At 41.4% G+C, this 17,865-nt stretch carries 17 protein-coding genes; 5 read left to right on the top strand and 12 right to left on the bottom strand.

What is annotated here, in order from left to right; genetic code table 11:
* The 3 genes from ACHUGF_RS16215 to sodB form a co-directional block, all read right to left on the bottom strand.
* Positions 1-1,269: a YeaH/YhbH family protein gene (locus ACHUGF_RS16215; RefSeq protein WP_394132775.1), complete on the bottom strand. Its 1,269-nt coding sequence runs from the start codon at positions 1,267-1,269 to the stop codon at positions 1-3.
* 33 nt (positions 1,270-1,302) lie between these two features.
* Positions 1,303-3,237 carry a PrkA family serine protein kinase gene (locus ACHUGF_RS16210; RefSeq protein ID WP_394132773.1) on the bottom strand — a complete coding sequence of 645 codons (1,935 nt, stop codon included), beginning with the start codon at positions 3,235-3,237 and terminating at the stop codon, positions 1,303-1,305.
* Between the two features lie 295 nt (positions 3,238-3,532).
* On the bottom strand, positions 3,533-4,117 hold the full coding sequence (sodB, locus tag ACHUGF_RS16205) for a superoxide dismutase [Fe] (protein WP_394132772.1): 585 nt from the start codon (positions 4,115-4,117) through the stop codon (positions 3,533-3,535).
* Positions 4,118-4,379: 262 nt separating this feature from the next.
* Here sodB and ACHUGF_RS16200 point away from each other — a divergent pair, with 262 nt between their 5' ends.
* Positions 4,380-4,721 (top strand): Grx4 family monothiol glutaredoxin, encoded by a 342-nt coding sequence (locus ACHUGF_RS16200; protein WP_394132770.1) that lies wholly within the window; start codon positions 4,380-4,382, stop codon positions 4,719-4,721.
* A 116-nt stretch (positions 4,722-4,837) separates the two neighbouring features.
* On the opposite strand, the gene ACHUGF_RS16195 is transcribed toward ACHUGF_RS16200, so the two are convergent.
* Positions 4,838-6,088: a uracil-xanthine permease family protein gene (locus tag ACHUGF_RS16195; RefSeq protein ID WP_394132769.1), complete on the bottom strand. Its 1,251-nt coding sequence runs from the start codon at positions 6,086-6,088 to the stop codon at positions 4,838-4,840.
* 190 nt (positions 6,089-6,278) lie between these two features.
* Here ACHUGF_RS16195 and ACHUGF_RS16190 point away from each other — a divergent pair, with 190 nt between their 5' ends.
* The gene (locus ACHUGF_RS16190; protein WP_394132767.1) at positions 6,279-7,379 is read left to right on the top strand and encodes a DUF2066 domain-containing protein; all 1,101 of its coding nucleotides are present in this window, start codon (positions 6,279-6,281) and stop codon (positions 7,377-7,379) included.
* A 34-nt stretch (positions 7,380-7,413) separates the two neighbouring features.
* On the top strand, positions 7,414-8,175 hold the full coding sequence (hda, locus tag ACHUGF_RS16185; protein ID WP_394132765.1) for a DnaA inactivator Hda: 762 nt from the start codon (positions 7,414-7,416) through the stop codon (positions 8,173-8,175).
* 152 nt (positions 8,176-8,327) lie between these two features.
* On the opposite strand, the gene ACHUGF_RS16180 is transcribed toward hda, so the two are convergent.
* The 4 genes from ACHUGF_RS16180 to bepA form a co-directional block, all read right to left on the bottom strand.
* Positions 8,328-10,322: a hypothetical protein gene (locus ACHUGF_RS16180; protein ID WP_394132763.1), complete on the bottom strand. Its 1,995-nt coding sequence runs from the start codon at positions 10,320-10,322 to the stop codon at positions 8,328-8,330.
* Positions 10,323-10,496: 174 nt separating this feature from the next.
* Positions 10,497-10,871: a DUF2069 domain-containing protein gene (locus ACHUGF_RS16175; protein ID WP_394132799.1), complete on the bottom strand. Its 375-nt coding sequence runs from the start codon at positions 10,869-10,871 to the stop codon at positions 10,497-10,499.
* Positions 10,872-10,910: 39 nt separating this feature from the next.
* Positions 10,911-11,261 carry an arsenate reductase (glutaredoxin) gene (gene arsC, locus ACHUGF_RS16170; RefSeq protein ID WP_394132762.1) on the bottom strand — a complete coding sequence of 117 codons (351 nt, stop codon included), beginning with the start codon at positions 11,259-11,261 and terminating at the stop codon, positions 10,911-10,913.
* Between the two features lie 98 nt (positions 11,262-11,359).
* Positions 11,360-12,820: a beta-barrel assembly-enhancing protease gene (bepA, locus tag ACHUGF_RS16165; RefSeq protein WP_463602301.1), complete on the bottom strand. Its 1,461-nt coding sequence runs from the start codon at positions 12,818-12,820 to the stop codon at positions 11,360-11,362.
* Positions 12,821-12,956: 136 nt separating this feature from the next.
* Here bepA and ACHUGF_RS16160 point away from each other — a divergent pair, with 136 nt between their 5' ends.
* Both ACHUGF_RS16160 and ACHUGF_RS16155 read left to right on the top strand, forming a co-directional pair.
* The gene (locus tag ACHUGF_RS16160; protein WP_394132760.1) at positions 12,957-13,175 is read left to right on the top strand and encodes a sulfurtransferase TusA family protein; all 219 of its coding nucleotides are present in this window, start codon (positions 12,957-12,959) and stop codon (positions 13,173-13,175) included.
* 18 nt (positions 13,176-13,193) lie between these two features.
* Positions 13,194-14,279 carry an AI-2E family transporter gene (locus tag ACHUGF_RS16155; RefSeq protein WP_394132758.1) on the top strand — a complete coding sequence of 362 codons (1,086 nt, stop codon included), beginning with the start codon at positions 13,194-13,196 and terminating at the stop codon, positions 14,277-14,279.
* Between the two features lie 101 nt (positions 14,280-14,380).
* Here the strand turns inward: ACHUGF_RS16155 and ACHUGF_RS16150 are convergent, their stop codons facing one another.
* The 4 genes from ACHUGF_RS16150 to kdnA form a co-directional block, all read right to left on the bottom strand.
* Positions 14,381-14,608: a DUF2897 family protein gene (locus ACHUGF_RS16150; RefSeq protein ID WP_394132756.1), complete on the bottom strand. Its 228-nt coding sequence runs from the start codon at positions 14,606-14,608 to the stop codon at positions 14,381-14,383.
* 29 nt (positions 14,609-14,637) lie between these two features.
* On the bottom strand, positions 14,638-15,375 hold the full coding sequence (gene kdsB, locus ACHUGF_RS16145; protein ID WP_394132754.1) for an 8-amino-3,8-dideoxy-manno-octulosonate cytidylyltransferase KdsB: 738 nt from the start codon (positions 15,373-15,375) through the stop codon (positions 14,638-14,640).
* 138 nt (positions 15,376-15,513) lie between these two features.
* Positions 15,514-16,584 (bottom strand): 3-deoxy-alpha-D-manno-octulosonate 8-oxidase KdnB, encoded by a 1,071-nt coding sequence (gene kdnB / locus ACHUGF_RS16140; RefSeq protein ID WP_394132752.1) that lies wholly within the window; start codon positions 16,582-16,584, stop codon positions 15,514-15,516.
* 73 nt (positions 16,585-16,657) lie between these two features.
* Entirely contained in the window at positions 16,658-17,842 is a 1,185-nt protein-coding gene (gene kdnA, locus ACHUGF_RS16135; protein WP_394132750.1) for an 8-amino-3,8-dideoxy-alpha-D-manno-octulosonate transaminase KdnA, read from the bottom strand.
* Positions 17,843-17,865: the final 23 nt, after the last annotated feature.

The raw sequence follows: 17,865 nt of genomic DNA, 5'->3' as shown, positions 1-17,865 counted from the left end.
TTAAGCTGTTTGCTTTTTAAATAGCGCTTTAAACACAGGGTAAATATCATCAACATCTTTGATATGTTGCACCGCAATATTGTTGTGTTGCTCCTGTAGGTTTTGATAAGCCGCCCATAAGGTTTGGTGTGGTCGCTTAGTGATTTCGATGTAACTGAAATAACGCACAACCGGTAGAATGTTGTCGGCTAATAATGCTTCGCAGTGAGGCGAATCATCTGACCAATTGTCGCCATCGGAGGCTTGAGCAGCATAGATATTCCATTCGTTTTCGGGGTATCGTTTTTGTTGTATCTCATGCATTAATTTCAATGCACTTGACACTATGGTACCGCCGGTTTCTTGGGAGTAGAAAAACTCCTGTTCGTCCACCTCTTTTGCTTGGGTGTGGTGCCTAATAAAGACGACTTCAAGGTTTTTATAGGTACGGGTTAAGAATAAATACAGCAATATATAAAAGCGCTTAGCCATTTCTTTTGTGGCTTGATCCATCGAGCCGGACACATCCATCAAACAAAACATCACGGCTTGACTAGTGGGCACTTCTTTTTTTGCATAATTGTTGTAGCGTAAATCAAAGGTATCTATAAACGGTACCTTGGCTATTTGTTTCTTAAGTAAGGTTATGTCTGTTTCTAATTCACAGATGGCTTCGGCGGATGCTCCAGGTGTGTTGTTGAGGTTTGCTAATTGAGCTTCAAGTTGTTTTAGCAGACGTTTTTTGCCTGCCGACATGGCAATTCTACGGGCTAATGATGAGCGTAATGAACGCACTATGTTGATGTTTGCTGGTACGCCATCGTTGGTGAAACCAGCGCGATAGGTTTGGTATTCGACCATCTTGTTAAGTTGTGTTTTTTGTAGGTTGGGTAGCTCTAAATCTTCAAATAATAATTCTAGGTATTCATCATTTGAAATTTGAAACACAAAGTCATCTTGCCCTTCACCAGAATCGGAGGCTTGACCTTGGCCGGCACCACTACCTTGACCTCCTTTGGGGCGGTCAATTTTATCGCCGCGTCCAAATTGGTCATTGCCTGGGTGCACTTGTTCTCTGTGTCCACCTTTTCCTTGGCGAAAGTTAGGTTCGCTGATATCTCGAGTAGGAATACTAATTTTCTCCCCTTTATCGATATCAGTCACACTACGGTTGGTGACAGCATCACTGACCGCTTTTTTGATCTGCTTTTTATGGCGTTCAATAAAACGTTGTCGATTAACTGTACTTTTGCCTTTGGCATTTAACCGTCGGTCAATAAAATTGGCCATGGATATACCTCCTACAGCTGGAATTAGTCGTCATTAAGACGATTTTCTTACGCGTAGGTACCACTCCGATAGCAGCCTGACTTGCTTTTGGGTGTAACCTTTCTCCATCATGCGATTAACGAAGTCCTCGTGCTTGCGTTGATCATCCGTTGAGGTTTTAGTGTTAAATGAAATGACAGGTAATAAATCCTCTGTATTTGAAAACATCTTCTTCTCAATCACAGTGCGTAGTTTTTCATAACTGGACCAAGATGGGTTATTGCCTTCATTATTAGCGCGAGCCCGTAGGACAAAATTGACTATCTCGTTACGAAAATCTTTCGGATTACTTATACCCGCAGGTTTCTCAATTTTTTCTAGTTCAGCATTTAGCGCTGCACGGTCAAATAATTGGCCTGTTTCAGGGTCACGGTATTCTTGATCTTGGATCCAAAAGTCAGCATAGGTGACATAGCGGTCAAAGATATTTTGGCCATACTCAGAGTAGGACTCTAAATATGCGGTTTGGATTTCTTTACCAATAAACTCTACAAATTTAGGGATTAAGTAACCTTTTAAAAACTCAAGATATCTTTCACTGACTTCGCTTGGGAATTGCTCCTGTTCAATTTGCTTTTCAAGTACATAAAATAAATGAACGGGATTAGCTGCAATTTCGGCGTTATCGAAATTAAACACTTTAGACAGGATTTTAAATGCGAAACGGGTCGATAACCCTTGCATTCCCTCATCAACCCCAGCGTAATCCCGGTACTCTTGATAAGACTTGGCTTTAGGATCGGTATCTTTCAAGCTCTCGCCATTGTAAACACGCATTTTTGAATAGATGGATGAATTTTCAGGTACTTTCAAGCGAGACAACACGGTAAATTGTGCTAGTGTTTCTAGCGTACTGGGTGTACAAGGCGCACTTGAAAGCTCTGAGTTTGCTAACAATTTATTGTAGATTTCAATTTCTTCAGACACTCGCAAGCAGTAGGGGACCTTGACAATATACACGCGGTCTAAAAAGGCTTCATTATTTTTGTTGTTCCTAAAACTGGCCCATTCTGATTCATTAGAGTGAGCAAGAATAATTCCGTTATATGGCAGCGCAGATAAGCCTTCCGTGCCGTTATAGTTGCCTTCTTGTGTGGCAGTTAACAGTGGATGTAACACCTTGATGGGGGCTTTGAACATTTCCACAAATTCCATTAAGCCCTGATTTGCTCGACATAACGCACCCGAATAAGCATAAGCATCCGCGTCATCTTGAGAGAAGTGCTCTAACTGACGAATATCAACTTTACCGACTAATGCTGAGATATCTTGGTTGTTTTCATCACCAGGTTCTGTTTTCGCGATAGCGATTTGGTCGAGTACAGAAGGGTAGATTTTGACAACTTTAAACTTAGAAATATCGCCGCCAAATTCATGCAATCGTTTCACAGCCCAAGGTGACATGATGGTTTTTAGATAGCGTTCAGGAATGCCATATTCTTGTTCAAGTAATTTTCCGTCTTCATCTGCATCAAATACACTAAATGGGTGATCATTGACTGGGCTGCGAACGCCATTAGCACTCAGTACATAAATGGGTACTTTCTGCATTAAAGCTTTCAGTTTTTCAGCTAAAGATGATTTTCCACCGCCAACAGGGCCCAGTAAATATAAGATTTGTTTTGACTCTTCTAAGCCTTGGGCTGAGTGTTTTAAATAAGACACAATTTGCTCTATGGCTTCTTCCATCCCATAAAACTCTGTGAAAGCGGGGTAACGAGAAATTAACCGGTTTGAGAAAATCCGACTTAAAATAGGATCTTTTGATGTGTCCACGACTTTTGGCTCGCCAATGGCAATTAATAGTCGTTCGGCAGCTGATACGTAGGCGCTTTTGTCTTGCTGGCAAATTTGTAAAAATTGCTCAAGTGAATATTCTTCTTCTAATTTCTGTTCATAGCGTTGTTGATAATGCTCGAAAATACCCATAGTAACCCCCTAAAACAGCAAACCGACTCAATACATGTTGGCTATGTCTTGGTTCTACTACATCGTTACTTGGAACCTTTTAATGAGCCAATACACTTTAAGCTTAGATCATAAAAATCGGTTTTGAGGCACAGTTAAGAAAATTTAATCAATAAAAACAATAACAAACGATAGCAATTGCAACAGTTGCATTTGTAAGAGCAGCGCTGGCGATGGTTATAGTGAAGTGTGGGATAGAAAATACAGAGGTAAAAAAAGGAGCCAATAGGCCCCTTTAATGATTCAAAATTAACGATTAACCTTGAAAGTTAGCGTTAACAAAATCCCAGTTAACAAGATTCCAGAATGCAGCCATGTAATCAGGACGTACATTGCGGTAATCGATGTAGTAAGCATGTTCCCATACGTCTACAGTCATTAATGGTGTTACTGAATCATCAGTTAACGGGGTTGCAGCGTTGCTAGTGTTAACGATAGATACAGAACCATCAGCATTTTTCACTAACCAAGTCCAAGCGCTACCAAAGTTGTTTACTGCTGAATCAGTAAATTTTGCTTTGAATTCTGCGAAAGAACCAAATGCTGCATTGATAGCATCAGCAATGGCACCAGTCGGCTCGCCACCCGCATTTGGTGCAAGACAGTTCCAGTAGAAAGTGTGGTTCCAGATTTGAGCTGCATTATTGAAAACGCCACCAGTAGAAGTTTTAACCACTTCTTCTAGGCTTTTGCCAGCAAACTCAGTTCCTTCAACTAAACCATTTAGTTTAACAACGTAAGTGTTGTGATGCTTGCCGTAATGGAATTCAATAGTTTCTTGAGAAATATGTGGTTCTAGTGCGTTCTTAGCATATGGTAGTGCTGGTAATTCGAAAGCCATTGGTCTCTCCATGGATTCAGGTTATCGTTATATACCATTGTTGGTATCATTACTCTGTGGCTATTGTACTGATTATTTTTGTGATGTGAATCATTGTTTGATGAATAATTTTGATGGGCCTCATCGGTAAAATGCATTATTACAATTAAAGCTACTGTGTTTTAGAACAACTTGCTAAAACCCTACAAAATTTGGGATTTTTGTTCTTAAACAAGGTATCGTACAATAGTTTAAATTACATCGAGTCGTATTAGGAAATAAAATGGAAACTGTAGATAAAATCAAACAGCAGATCAGCGAAAACCCGATTATCGTTTATATGAAAGGTTCACCAAAGTTACCTAGCTGTGGTTTTTCATCGCAAGTTGCACAAGTCATGATTAACTGCGGTGAGCAGTTTGCTTTTGTTGATATTCTTCAACACCCAGACATTCGTGCAGAACTACCTAAATATGCTAACTGGCCAACATTTCCACAGCTGTGGGTTGAAGGTGAACTGATTGGTGGTTGTGATATCGTCACTGAAATGTTCCAAAAAGGTGAGTTGCAACCAATTATTAAAGCGACTGCAGATAAATTCCGCACAGAAGAAGACGCTGAATAAGCAACAGGTGCTAGTGAATTAGATTGTGTATACAGTCATAAAAGTAAAAGCCGGTTTAAACCGGCTTTTTTGTGGTCAAAATTCAAGATTAACCGACATATGCTTAACAGACGAAGTTAATCTTGCTCAATGTTATCTGGCTTGAGTGCTGACTTAGTTTCTGATTGAGGCAGGATAAGGTTAAGCAATATAGCTACAATACCACACAAGCTGATCCCTGTTAGGCTGAACTCGCCTATACCAAATGCCATGCCACCAATACCAAATACTAGTGTGACGGCCACAATACTGAGATTTCGCGGCTCTGCGAGGTCAACCTGATTTCGAATTAAGGTATTTAAGCCTACTGCGGCGATAGAACCGAATAATAGACACATGATCCCGCCCATGACTGGCACTGGAATGGTTTGCATTAATGCACCTAACTTGCCGACAAAGGCTAAAGTGATAGCGGTGATAGCCGTCCAAGTCATAATTTTCGGGTTAAAACTTTTCGTCAGTGTCACGGCGCCAGTGACTTCTGAATATGTGGTATTTGGTGGCCCACCAAATGCAGAAGCCGCTATTGTGGCAACACCATCACCGGTTAACGTGCGGTGGAGCCCGGGTTTCTTGAGGTAATCTTTACCAGTAACATTTGATATCGCCAAAATATCACCGATGTGCTCAACAGCAGGCGCAATAGCGACTGGGATCATGAATAAGATGGCTTGCCAATGAAACTCTGGTGCAACAAAGTTTGGCATCGCTAACCAAGGTGCTGCTATGACGGGGTTAAAATCAACAATGCCAAAGTACAAGCTTGCACCGTAACCCACGAGAATACCTGAAAGTATTGGCATTAATTTTAATAGCCCTTTGGCAAATACAGCCACGATGATAGTAGTGAGCAGGGCACATAATGACACCGTAATGGCGATGTCATAACTAACCAATACGGCGCTGCCATCACCTGTTTTGCCTATAGCCATATTAACTGCCAGTGGCGCTAAACCCAGACCAATTATCATAATGACTGGCCCTACAACAACGGGCGGTAGCAGCTTATGGATAAACTGAGTACCTTTTAGCTTTACTGTTAGCCCCATCAATACGTACACAAAGCCAGCGGCCATTAAGCCCCCCATGGTGGCAGGGATCCCCCAGGTTTGAACGCCATATAAAATCGGCGCGATGAATGCGAATGACGAAGCGAGGAAAATGGGAACTTGGCGTTTAGTAATCAGTTGAAATAGTAGAGTACCCACACCAGCGGTAAACAGAGCGACACTGGTATCGAGCCCTGTTATGAGTGGCATGAGAACCAATGCTCCAAAGGCGACAAATAGCATTTGCGCGCCTTGAAGAGGTATGCTGAGACGATTCATGTCTTTCTCCATCTGATCTTCCAGATCAATCGTAGGTTATTACAGTTTTTTTATTTAGAATGTTTGTCACAGGAGCATGCTATCTATATCGATAGTAAAGTCAGTCATATATGAAGCAGACTTCATTACTCCCTGTAATATTCTTATGGTACACTTTCGTTAATTTAATTTGTTGTGTTTATCTGATCTAATGTTTAAAAATTTACTTAATGTCATAGTTTTAACCTCTTTCTTTAGCTTTATGGCGCCTTTGGCGTTGGCAGTTGAAGTAGAAAAACTTGATCAAGCTGATATTACCGTTGAATCCCGCTCGCGGGCCGAGCGTAGTAATGCTTTGAAACAAGCTTTGGCAGATTTGTTTATTAAGAATTCAGGTCATCAAGAAGTGGTCATGCACCCTTTGATAAGTGAACAGATTAATCGCCCAGAAGCATTACTGACGCAATACACTTATCGTGAAGTGGAAAATGAACTAGTACTGCAAGCCGTGTTTGATCATCAGCAGTTAATTCAATTACTGCGTCAAGCTGATTTACCTGTATGGGGCGCGCAGCGACCACTGACATTGATTTGGATGTCTATGCCTGATGAGTCAGGTTACCAAGTGTTATCAGATATGACAGCAGAGCCTATCAGGAAAGTCGTTGCAGAAGATGCTGAAAATAAAGGTATTCCGCTACTGTTTCCTTTGATGGACCTCGATGATCTGATGCAGGTAAGTGTCACTGATATCCGTGGTCAATTTGCCAATTCAATTGCGCAGGCGAGTGAACGTTACGATGTTGAATACTTTGCAATAGGTAACTTAGATGAAGTAGCGGGGCAAATCCGCTATCAAGTTAGCCTTTTCGAAAAGGGTGGACAGCAAAATATCATCCAACCTTTAGTCACATATCAGGCCATGTCTTCAGATTATGAGAACGCCAGTCAGCAGGTGGTTGATCGCTTAACTGAATATTTTGTCGGTCGTTATGCGATAGCTTCTTCAGGTGAAGATATTAAAACTCTCGTCAGTTTTACTCAGGTTGAAAATATGAAAGATGTTGTGGAGATTGAAGCCTATTTAACACAATCTACCGCGGTGAAATCTTTTTCAATTCATAGGCTGCAGCATGATATTGTTTCATATCAGGTCGAATTGTTTAGTCAGATAGAAGATTTTGAACGTTTCTTGAATATAAGTAATCAGTTAACACCTGTGCAAACCTTATCAGATATTCCGCCATCAACAGGTGCTCCGCTTGATGGCGTCGAACAAAATTTTGAACTGATTTATCAGTGGCGTAACTAATCGTTAGCTCAATACACCATACTGCATCAATAGCATGGCTGTGGTATCATGGCCTTGCTTGACAATAAATTTGAGACGCACTTTAGTGACCCAACATTCTCCTAAACAATTATCACTGCCGGTATATTTGCCTGATGATGAAACTTTTGACAGTTATTATCCGGCTTCAGGTAATGATGAACTCATTAAAACACTTCAAAATAGTGCGCAGCAAAGTATAGATAACAGCTTATATTTGTTTGGTCCTGAAAAGTCAGGCCGTACTCACTTATTGCACGCAGCTTGTGCTCAAGCTAATGACAGTGATAGGCGTGCTTTATACATTCCCCTTGGTATTCATGCCAGTATTTCGACTGCTTTATTCGATGATTTAGAATCGATGCAATTAATCTGTATTGATGATGTTGATGCTATTGCCGGTCATCCCGTGTGGGAAGAAGCGTTATTTCATTTATATAACCGCATTGCTGAGCAAGATGATTGCCAGTTAATCGTTAGTGCAAGTGCTTCGCCTCAAGAAGCTGATTTTGTATTACCTGATTTAGTGAGCCGCATGCAATGGGGCTTAATATATCAATTACAGCCGATGGAAGATCATGAAAAACTAGCTGCGTTGCAGCGGCGTGCGGCGATGCGAGGTCTACAACTGCCTGATGATGTCGGCCGTTTTTTGTTAACCCGTATGGCGCGAGATCTTCGTACCTTGTTTGATGTGCTTGATAAGTTAGATAAAGCATCAATGGTGCATCAGCGCAAACTAACGATTCCTTTTATTAAAGAAATGCTGCGCCTTTAGACGGTTATCTACACTTAATAACGAAATCAAAACCCGTGAAAATTCATAACAAAAAACCACCTTTATCGGGTGGTTTTTTGTTATTTAATATTTGTTTTATATCAATTGGGGTCAATAAGCGATCATTCTTATTGGTGCTAATTGGTATTACTTTATTGTTTTATCAATATCGTTTTATGTTCATCACCACTTAACTGCAGTGGATAATCAATCATAGGTTGATGGCTGTGACTCGAATTTTCATGGTGTTCAACAGACTGAAGTCCCATCAATTGTGCTGCTGAAACTGGAGAAATAGCTAAGTTATCTAGCCAGCTTAGTCCCGGCGTCATCATGACCACCTTAGGCAGTTGGTTAAATAGCAAGTCGCTATCTATTTCTGGCATCATTTGTTCGACCACATATGTTGCTCTCTCATGAAGGCTAGGATCTGATATACGGTTACGCATTCCCCATTCCACAGTAATGCTACTACTCGTGGCATTCTCAGGGTTATCAGTAATTGCCATATCCCGCTCAAGGTTATAGCGATACCCCATAAATGCCGCCTCAAACATCATTGCAGCATCTTCACGGCTGGTTGAATAAGCGTAATAGTCAATGGCCGTATCAGTTGAAAAGAACGGCACGATATCACTTGGCATGTAAGCTTTTTGAGTTGCACTCGCAGCTTTACCTTGGAAACTGACCTGAGCTAAGTCGTACATTTCATCACTTTGCAGTGGGTAGCGTGTGGTAAGTTGATCAGAGATTAACGCATTAGCGCCACTACGTTCGTAATAGTCATCTAATAGCGTTGGACCTTGTAACTGTGCATGAATACTTCTTGGGAAGAAATCATTTGCATGAGCAAGTTCATGATAAAGCAAAGAGGCTAATCTAGGAGCAAAATCATCAATTGTGCGATCAGTTCGCTCATAGGATTCATACAAAGGGTAGGCGTAAGCATTGTCTTTGGTGTAACGCCAAGGCATTAAAAATTGTAGGTCGTTACCAAAGCTACTGCGGTAATCTGGCGCTTCATTGATGGTGTCTCGCTGTAATTGCGTCATCCATAAGTTATTAGGGTCAAGGTAAATAGCACCTGTAACCACCCAGTAAAATGACGGTCTAATATCATAACTGATCACTACTGCTGTGACAGATTGCAATAGACGCTTAAAGTCGCCGTGTTGATCTTGAGTGGTAAGAAAGTGTTCGAAACTTTCTGCCATCCAATCATGGGATACTACGACTCTGTCCATGATGTCATCAATGCTTGGTGTATCTGTTTGTTGACCAATTAAAGGTAACCCATTGTTAGAAGGGCAGCTTTGAGTCAATTGATTGTTATATACACAGCGGTTAAGCCAATCAGCATAAGGTGAGTCGCGGCGAAATGCATGGACTTTTGCTATTGGAGTATCGAAATATTTAGATGTAATTTTTGGTGTGTTGCTGACCAGTAAGTGCACATCATCTGTATATTGCTCACCAGCTAAGTTTACCGTTGCTCGTAAAGAGACTAATGTATCCTGACTAACTGATGGGACGGTAAATAGTGGGCGTTCAGGATTGGTCAAATCAATATCTAACGCACGTGGCAGCTCATTTTGATTGATGCACCAACTGATGCTATCAGGTGCTGTATTATTAACTCTTGCCACACGTAAACTGACATTACCTTCACTCACTACCTGATGGTCAAGGTTGATTGATGTGATGGTAGTGCCATGGTCAGTGGCAGTAATCTCGACAGTTTCGCGCCAAGTTTGACTAGGGTTGCTAATGGTGACTTCAAATTGGTAATTGCCAACCTCAGTGGGTGAAAAACTTAATACTGGGCTGTTATGGGTGGCCAGATTCAGAGACGTGCCTGCAGTTTGAGTCCAGTTGAATGAATAATCGTGACTATCAGTATCTGGAAGTTGAGCAATGATGCTACTGGTTTGATTGACTTGATAATTCGATTCAAGGCTAAAAATGACATCAGATTGAGTGGTTTGTGTGATCAACTGAACATCTGTTTCACAATAAGGGATTGAATGAGCAATTGGGCTATTGCCTACACCTGAGCCATCAGAACCACCTGAACTTCCGCCACAGCCGGCGGTAATTGTACTGAGGAGTACCAAGCTTGTTACGACTAGATTACTAGGTTTGTACACGGTAAATCTCCAGTAAATATATTGTTATTTATCGAATATATCATGTGGTCAAATCTGCACCAAGTGACAGTCTGTATCCTTATGTATCAATGAGGTTGAGTGCTTGCTCACAGTTTTATATTTCAACACAAAAAAAGCGCTGAACGCGCTTTATTGTTTGTTGAAATAGCAGTCTTAGTCAGCTTTTTTCTTTTTAATGCTTAAACCTAATTCTCGACCACGTTTACGGGCATAAAATGGAAAGCCAATTAATAGTAAACATAAAAGTGTGGTTTCAATTGCTGCAAAAGCAAAATGAGCGTTACTCACCCAGAGTAATGTCAATCCATGTAATAGGTATAAACATAAAATAAAGCTTGCCCATGCATAGGTATACGGGTTGCCTTGAATGATACCTTTTAGCGGTAATAACAACGGGAGAACCCACAGTACGCTAAACGCCATAGAGTAGGTGCCATTCACCCCTTGCCTAATAAACCAACCTGCTAATAGTGCGAGTAGGGAGATGTAGCCAATGCGACATAGCTGAAATAGCATTCTAGAGGGCATTTTATCTGAGCTTGATGGGGCTGTAGCCATGTTTGCCTCTTATAAAATAGCGAGTATGTTTTCAGGCGGGCGACCAATAGCGGCTTGGCCATTGGCTAAAACAATAGGGCGTTCAATTAACTTAGGTGTATTAATCATAGCCGCAACCAGTTGTTGGTCAGTCAAGCTATTGTCGGCCAAGTTTTGCGCTTTGTATTCAGTTTCTTTAGTGCGCATCATTTGGCGTGGGCTTATGTTCAATAACGACAGAAGTTCATTAATTTGTGCCGCACTTGGTGGTGTTTTTAAGTACTCAACAATCGTGATTTCTGCTTGGTTTGTTTCAAGTAGTGCCAGTGTTTCACGGCTTTTAGAGCAACGAGGATTATGAAAAATAGTGGCTTTTGTCATTATAATTTCCATGTAAAAGGGCAAGTAAAATACTTGCCCGAGATTGTAGCAAAGATTGTTAAGCATCTGATAGTGGAACAGCGCAATAACTTATCTGATTATTTGAGTGATTCTAATTCTCTATCTGCTTGCCTGAACTGGCGAATGCGGGCGTCAATACGCGCCATTTGTAACTTATCATCCTCAGAATAACGGAACGCATAATTGAGCTGATCAATTGCGCCTTTGTAGTTAGCTGCTAATGCCATCATTTCTGCATTAGCATAGTGTTCAAGTGCTTTATTGCCCATTTTACGGTATGCACTGGTCATTAGCTGATACGGCAGCATGCTCTGTTTATCAAGAAACAGCATATCTTGCAGTAGCGGTATTGCTTTCTCAGCCTGATTAGCCTCAATATAAATATGTGCTAAATTGATGTTGACTACCGATGAGGTTGGCATCAATCCGCGCTGTGCTTCAAGCATTTCAATCGCTTGTTGATAGTCTTTTTTCTCTGCGAGTAAATCTGATTTAGTATCAACATAGAATAAGTTATTGCGATCTTTTTTCAGAAGCTCGTCAATTATTTGTTCTGACTCTTCAAAGCGCTTCAGTCTAAATAAAGCAAGCGCTTTACCATATAGTGCGGCGTCTTTGAAAACATAATTATTACGTTTCAATTCATCCTCAAATATATACAGTGCGGCGGCGTCACTCATGCTAGAAAAGCGAACTTGTACCCGTGAACGGGCAAGATGATAATTGAGGTTATCTGGAATATATCTGTGTGGATATTGTGCCGCTCTGTGTCTAGCTTCCGAGATCCGTGATTCTGGTAAGGGGTGAGTTAACAGCATTTGTGGTGGCTTGCTGGTAAAGCGGTAGCGTACAGCCAGCTCAGAGAAAAAGTCTGCTGCACCATTGGGGTCAAAGCCAGCATCAGCCAGAATTTGCATACCTATACGGTCTGCTTCTTTTTCGTGTAATCGAGTATAGTTAATACTGGTTTGCGTCGCCAAGGCCTGTGTTGTAGCCAGTGCTGCCATACCCGCTTGAGGTGCAGCGATGGTTAATAAAATTGCACCTAACATCCCAGCAATCGTTGCGGCCGAATACCGCTCTTGTACTTCTAAAGATCGTGCTAAGTGGCGTTGTGTTACGTGAGAGATTTCGTGCGCAAGTACGGAAGCCAGTTCACTTTCTGAATTCGCATTGAGAAATAGTCCAGTATGCACACCAACATGGCCGCCGAAGAAAGCAAATGCGTTAATTTCATCATTTTGTAATAAAAAGAAGTAAAATGGCGTTTTTACACCAGTGGCGTGTGCGACCAACTTATTTCCAAGCTCAGTGAGATATTGGTTAAGAACGGGGTCATTGAGCATAGGTGCAGATGAACGAATGACGCGCATATAGGCATCACCATAAATTCTTTCTTTTTCTAGGCTGAAGGTGTTCACCGCAGCAGTACCTAAATCTGGTAAGTTATTACTGGCAAAGCTGTGGCTGACACTGGCAAGGCTGCACATGGTCAAAGCACTGAAACAAGCTGATTTTACAAAGTTGCGTAATGATATGTTTGGCAATTGAAACCTATATTTATTCTATAATGTCGAATATTAATCAAATCACGAGCTTACTGTATTTTGTTTCGCTTGTGGTTTGAATTGCAAGCTAGGATAATAGGCCTAGATTGTATAAAGCAAGTTGTATATGGATTTTATTGATTTAACAGCTCATCGGTGCCCATACCCACTCGTGACGGTCAAACTGAGATTAAAGCAAATGCGACAAGGTGAAAACATACTTGTACATTTATCTGACCCCGGTTCCCGTCAAGATGTTCCCGCTTTCGTAAAAAAAATGGGCTATGAGGTAGCGATTACTCAACAAAATGACCAGCTGTTGGCCTTGCTGATCAGTAAATCATAATAATAGATAGGGGCGTTGATGCTAGCGTATTTAAGTAATTGGTACAAAACTCGATTTAGTGATCCTCAAGCTATCACTTTGGTGTTTATTCTTTTGGGTTTAGGCCTAACACTGTATTTTGCCGGTTCATTATTAGCACCACTCATCGTGGCTTTGGTTTTGGCTTTTTTGCTTGAATGGCCAGTACAACAAATGGCGCGGTTAGGAGTAAATAGAACCGCGGCGGCATCCATTGTGTTAGTGATGTTCTTAGCTGTGATGCTATTAATTGTTGTGGTATTGATCCCCAGTTTATGGAATCAAATGATAAGCTTAATTGCTGACTTACCTTCAATGCTAGATAAAGGTGTGTTGGCGTTACAGGAGTTTTCGTTAAAGTATCCGCAGTTTGTCAGTGCCGATTTACTCGATGAAATGTTGGTGAGTTTGAAAAAGATGCTAGATACCCAGCATATGTTGGACTTTGGTAAACAATTATTGGGTTATTCAGCATCTTTATTAGTACTCATGGTCTACGCGATTTTGGTTCCATTATTAGTATTCTTCTTTTTAAAAGATAAAGATGAATTAATCAAAGGCAGTAAGCGTTTTTTCCCATCTAATCGTGAACTGGCTCGTAGCGTGTGGTTTGAAATGGACCAACAAATTTTCAACTATATTCGCGGTAAAGTGATTGAAATCGTGATTATTGGTGTCGTCAGTTATATCTTCTTTGCCTTTATGGGACTGCGGTATTCTGCTTTATTAGGGGTATTAACGGGCCTATCTGTACTGATCCCATATGTTGGGGCAACGTTAGTCACTTTACCGATTGCATTAGTGGCATTTTTCCAGTGGGGGATTAGTCCTGAATTTGGTTATTTAATGCTGGGCTACGGTATTATTCAGGCGTTGGACGGTAACCTTTTAGTGCCGATTCTTTTCTCTGATGCGGTGGATTTACACCCGGTTATCATCATTGCCGCGGTTCTGGTATTTGGTGGCTTATGGGGTGTTTGGGGCGTATTTTTTGCTATACCATTGGCCTCACTTGTTAAAGCGGTCATTAATGCTTGGCCTTCCATTGAGCCTGAAGAAAAGGCAGAAGTGGCCGAGGAAAGTTAATGTTTCAGGCATGATAAACAAAAAAGCGAATGACATTGTCATTCGCTTTTTTTATACCTATTTAGATGCTTGATAAACAGACTTACATCAAATCTAATTGATTAAGGTTTTCCTGAATCTTCTGGCTGTTTAGTCTGTTGGCTCTTATCTTGTGCAGATGTTTCAGTGTCGGAAGTACTGCTGTCTTCTTGCTTCGCTTCCGGTTTTTTAGGGTCGCCAAATTGCGGCATTTTAAATTTAGCACTGTACTTTAATACGGCTAAATTACTGGCAATAACACCTACTACGAGAATGATGATGAGCCAAACCTCTAAGCCTTCAAGTTGCATATAAACCTCAATCGGTTAAATAGGGGAAATTAGTCGACGGCTAAGCGTAACTCACATTTACGAATATCTTCAGGCGTATCGACTTCAGGTGAGTCGAAGGCACTGATTGCCACTTTTATCTTGTGCCCATGTTCTAGCGCACGCAGCTGTTCAAGCTTCTCTAGGTCTTCAAGCTTACCTAGGGGTAATTTGGCAAATGTGTTCACAAAACGTCTGGTGTAAGCGTAAACACCTAAATGCTTATATACAGGGTAGTCGTCAGTATCACGGCCAAATGGAATACAAGAGCGAGAAAAATAAAGCGCATAAAAATCGTTATCGAAAACCATTTTGACGTGTAGTGGATCATCTCGTTCTTGTTTATCGATAATTTCAAAGCCAAGCGTTGCCATTTCAAATTCACCAGGGTGGCGCTTGAATAGGGTGATGATCTGCTCAATTGATATTGGGTCAATTAAAGGTTGATCGCCCTGAAGGTTAATCACTAAGTCATCATCGGCGAGACCAAGTTGGTCAATGGCATCATTGATCCGGTCAGTACCTGAAGCCGCTTGTGGATCTGTCATCACTACCTGTCCACCAAAGGACTCAACGGCTTGTTGGATGCGTTCATCATCGGTGGCCACATAGATATTATCTAGGCCTTTAGCGAGTGATGCACGCTCATAAACGTGTTGGATCATCGGCTTACCGTTGATGGGGGCCAGTGGCTTTCCAGGAAAGCGGCTAGAACCATAACGCGCAGGAATTAACAAAGTAACTTTCATTATTGACCTTTACACAAATTTCAAACTAAAAGGGCTCATAATTGAGCCCTTAACTTGCTTTTCACGCTTTTATCGGCTGACGCAGCGTTTTAGCTGTTGTCGCTATTATATACGACAGTCTATAAAATGCGATATTGATTAGATGCGACGGAATAACTTGGTTAGCATCTCATCTGTGACTTTTTCTTCCCAACCTTCACCGTACACATTGTCCCATAATGGTCCCATGCTCTTAGTGACAGCAACCATCTTAGCGATAGTCTCATCAGGTAAATCTTTACAGATGTTTTTCGGCAAAGTGATGTTATGCTTTTTCATCATTTGACGGAATTCAGCTACGCCTTCTGGATAGAATTCTTCTAATACGTCAAATGCGAGACAGTTACCGATACCGTGGTGGTAACCGAGAACATAACCTAAACCGTATGATACAGCGTGACATGCACCTACTTGGCTGTAAGCAATACTCATACCGCCCATGTAAGATGCCATCATCAGTTTGTCATCTTTTTCTTCATGATCGTCAAGATATACTTCACGACATAAATCCATCGACTTTTCAGCAAATGCTTTTGCAAACTCGTTTAAGTAAGTGCCTTCTAATGATTCAACACAGTGGATGTAGCAATCCATTCCTGTGTAGAACCACTGATCTGTAGGGACACCTGCAATCAATTCTGAATCCATGATGATTTGGTCAAATACCGTGTAATCAGAATTTAGGCCTAACTTACGCACTGGGCCGCATAATACTGCGGTGCGTGATGCTTCTGCACCTGTACCAGATACAGTAGGAATACCAATGTGGTGAATCGCTGGGTTTTTAATTAAATCCCAACCTTGGTACTCAGCACTGCCACCTTCATTGGTCAGCATCAGTGACACAGCTTTCGCTAAATCCAGAGTAGAACCACCACCTAAACCCACAACACTCACTGGGGCATTGCTATTGAATGCTTGCACTTGCGCAGTTAAATCATCAACTTGTTTTGTCGTTGGTTCATCATCTACGTTGACATAAATAAGTAAGTCGTGTGCTTTTGCTGGTACGCGACCACCAAGCGGTTTGTCTTGGTGCACATCGTCAACTAGAAATACCACAAAATCATCGTTATTTTTGCGCTCTTGTGCCAAAACATCATCAAGTTGAGCGAAAGAACCGCGACCGAAGATCATCTTAGGTACACATTTAAAATTTTTAAAACTCATTACAACATTCTCCGTTGAAACTCGTACATTTTAAGCGCCAATGAGCAGGGATACTGCTCAATGGTTTAGTTAATTATGCAAACGCCTTTTTGATATTCTCAATGCGCTGAGCAATTTCTTCTTCAGTCCAAGAAAGCTTAATCAGCATTGAAATGGTACGACTCATGATAGCGTCTGATTTAGGCGTTTGTACTTTAGTATAATCAGGACGGTCTTCAATTAATGTGATTGGCAGCGCAGCTGGCGACTTAAGCTCTTGGATGTGTTTCCAATTTTTAAGGTAATGCCAGTTGTTTACATACCAGTAGAAGCAACCATCAACGCCGTTTTCAGCCAATTTTTTGTTAATTTCAACCGTGCGCGCTTCGGTTGGCATCATAAAGGTTAAGAAACCAGCTGAATCTCCGTCTGCATCAGGGATTTCACGGAAAGTGATTTCTTCGATGTCAGCCATTGCATCTTTGATTAGCTTTTTATTGGTGCGCTGAATATCAATAATTTTGTCAAGCTTACGTAATTGCGCTAAACCCATTGCCGAGTTCATCTCTGAAATTCGGAAGTTCAGACCCATGTTAGGGTGGCCTTCAGCGCCGCGATCATTACCAACATGATCATGGCCGTGATCTGAGAACATATGTGCATGCTCATAGATTTCGCTGTTGTTTGTCATGACAGCGCCACCTTCACCACAAGTGATGGTTTTTACTGAGTCAAAAGAATAACAACCCACATCACCAATGGTACCCAGTGCTTGACCTTTGTAGCTGCCACCGATTGCTTGGCAAGCGTCTTCAAGAATAATCAGATTGTGCTTTTTACAAACGGCTAGGATTTCATCCATTTTAGCCATTGAACCACACATGTGAACCAGATTAATCGCTTTGGTCTTAGGGGTAATGGCGGCTTCGATACCTTCTGGAGATAAACATAAGGTTTCGTCAATTTCTGCAAAAATTGGTACTGCTCCAGCCATAAATACAGCTTCAACTGAAGCTACAAAGGTGAAAGGTGGCACGATAACTTCATCACCGGCACCAATGCCTGCCGCTGCCATTGCAGTTTGCAGCGCCGCGGTACCACTTGATACTAGGTGAGCATGCTTAGCATTCATTTTCTCGCAAAGGAGTTGCTCCATTTCGCGAGTTTTCCAGCGATCATTGCGCATGTGGTCGAAGTTATAACGAAAAGTAAAGCCATTCTCCATCACGTCAGCAACTTCTTGCTTTTCTTCTGGACCAAACAGTTCAAAACCTGGCATGGAAATTATCTCCTAAAAAATAG

The sequence above is a fragment of the Shewanella maritima genome (genome assembly GCF_043643735.1).
Classification (GTDB): Bacteria; Pseudomonadota; Gammaproteobacteria; order Enterobacterales; family Shewanellaceae; genus Shewanella; species Shewanella maritima_A.
Note: the sequence above shows the minus strand (reverse complement) of the source record. Positions and strands in the feature narration are given on the sequence as shown.

Coding starts and splice junctions, on each gene's coding strand:
- ACHUGF_RS16210 (WP_394132773.1), bottom strand. CDS start 3,237: ATGGGTATTTTCGAGCATTATCAACAACGCTATGAACAGAAATTAGAA.
- ACHUGF_RS16215 (WP_394132775.1), bottom strand. CDS start 1,269: ATGGCCAATTTTATTGACCGACGGTTAAATGCCAAAGGCAAAAGTACA.
- kdnA (WP_394132750.1), bottom strand. CDS start 17,842: ATGCCAGGTTTTGAACTGTTTGGTCCAGAAGAAAAGCAAGAAGTTGCT.
- ACHUGF_RS16190 (WP_394132767.1), top strand. CDS start 6,279: ATGTTTAAAAATTTACTTAATGTCATAGTTTTAACCTCTTTCTTTAGC.
- ACHUGF_RS16155 (WP_394132758.1), top strand. CDS start 13,194: ATGCTAGCGTATTTAAGTAATTGGTACAAAACTCGATTTAGTGATCCT.
- ACHUGF_RS16195 (WP_394132769.1), bottom strand. CDS start 6,088: ATGAATCGTCTCAGCATACCTCTTCAAGGCGCGCAAATGCTATTTGTC.
- sodB (WP_394132772.1), bottom strand. CDS start 4,117: ATGGCTTTCGAATTACCAGCACTACCATATGCTAAGAACGCACTAGAA.
- ACHUGF_RS16150 (WP_394132756.1), bottom strand. CDS start 14,608: ATGCAACTTGAAGGCTTAGAGGTTTGGCTCATCATCATTCTCGTAGTA.
- arsC (WP_394132762.1), bottom strand. CDS start 11,261: ATGACAAAAGCCACTATTTTTCATAATCCTCGTTGCTCTAAAAGCCGT.
- hda (WP_394132765.1), top strand. CDS start 7,414: ATGGCTGTGGTATCATGGCCTTGCTTGACAATAAATTTGAGACGCACT.
- ACHUGF_RS16175 (WP_394132799.1), bottom strand. CDS start 10,871: ATGCCCTCTAGAATGCTATTTCAGCTATGTCGCATTGGCTACATCTCC.
- ACHUGF_RS16200 (WP_394132770.1), top strand. CDS start 4,380: ATGGAAACTGTAGATAAAATCAAACAGCAGATCAGCGAAAACCCGATT.
- kdnB (WP_394132752.1), bottom strand. CDS start 16,584: ATGAGTTTTAAAAATTTTAAATGTGTACCTAAGATGATCTTCGGTCGC.
- ACHUGF_RS16160 (WP_394132760.1), top strand. CDS start 12,957: ATGGATTTTATTGATTTAACAGCTCATCGGTGCCCATACCCACTCGTG.
- kdsB (WP_394132754.1), bottom strand. CDS start 15,375: ATGAAAGTTACTTTGTTAATTCCTGCGCGTTATGGTTCTAGCCGCTTT.